Source organism: Tissierella sp. (genome assembly GCF_052089545.1).
Taxonomy (GTDB): domain Bacteria; phylum Bacillota; class Clostridia; order Tissierellales; family Tissierellaceae; genus Tissierella_A.
This window is the reverse complement of record NZ_JBQDAA010000037.1, coordinates 14,208-15,055: the sequence shown is the minus strand read 5'-3', so window position 1 is coordinate 15,055 and position 848 is coordinate 14,208. Positions and strand designations below refer to the sequence as shown.

At 30.5% G+C, this 848-nt stretch carries 2 protein-coding genes; both read right to left on the bottom strand.

The window, feature by feature from the left end; all coding sequences use genetic code 11:
* On the bottom strand, nt 1–192 hold a 192-nt coding region (locus ACTHW2_RS04595; RefSeq protein WP_442262646.1), incomplete at its 3' end, for a hypothetical protein.
* A 12-nt stretch (nt 193–204) separates the two neighbouring features.
* Nucleotides 205–848, bottom strand: a 644-nt coding sequence (locus ACTHW2_RS04590) for a cytochrome c biogenesis CcdA family protein (protein ID WP_442262644.1), incomplete at its 5' end; no start/stop codon positions are given.

Sequence of the window (848 nt, the reverse complement as noted above, 5' to 3'; positions counted from 1 at the left end):
TTCTCCTTCTTGAGTATCATCTTCCGGCTCTTCATCCGGCTTTTCATTATCTTCTTTATCCTTATTTACATCTTCTTCTATAGAATTATCAGGCTCTGTAGGTTCTTCTCTTTCTAAGACTAGATAAAAGAACCCTATAACAATACCTAATATAAGGATTCCATAGATCCATTTTTTCCATTTATTATCCATTTTCATCCCCCATTATATTAAAAGTCTACTTATATCTACTATTTTATCGAAAAACACCAAGAGCCCAAATACGATCATTAGTATCCCACCTATAATATTTATATATTTTAAATATCTTTCATATTTATCCATTAGCTCTACAAATTTATTGATAAAAAGGGCCGTCAATATAAATGGAACAGCCATACCAGCAGAATAAATAAGAAGTAATACAATACCTTGATTTATCGTCTCTGTTCCACCTGCATATACCAATATAGCTCCTAAGACAGGCCCAAAACAAGGGGACCAACCAGCTGCAAATGCCATTCCCATAAGGATACTAGAAAACCAATTTGTCATATTTTTTGGAGCTTTTATATTTATCTTTTTCATTATATCTAGTTTAAAAACACCAAGCATACTTAATCCAAATAATATAATAAGTACTCCACTAACCTTGGCAAATATATCTCTATTTCTTACAAATACCTTTCCTATAAAACTTGCTGAAACTCCCATTATAATAAATATAATAGTAAATCCTAAAACAAATCCAATCGTCCTAGTTAAAGCAAATAATCTTCTTTTATTTACCTCTTCTTCTATTGTACTTCCAGTTAAATACATTATATAGGCTGGAATAAGGGGTAATATACATGCAGAAAAAAATGATA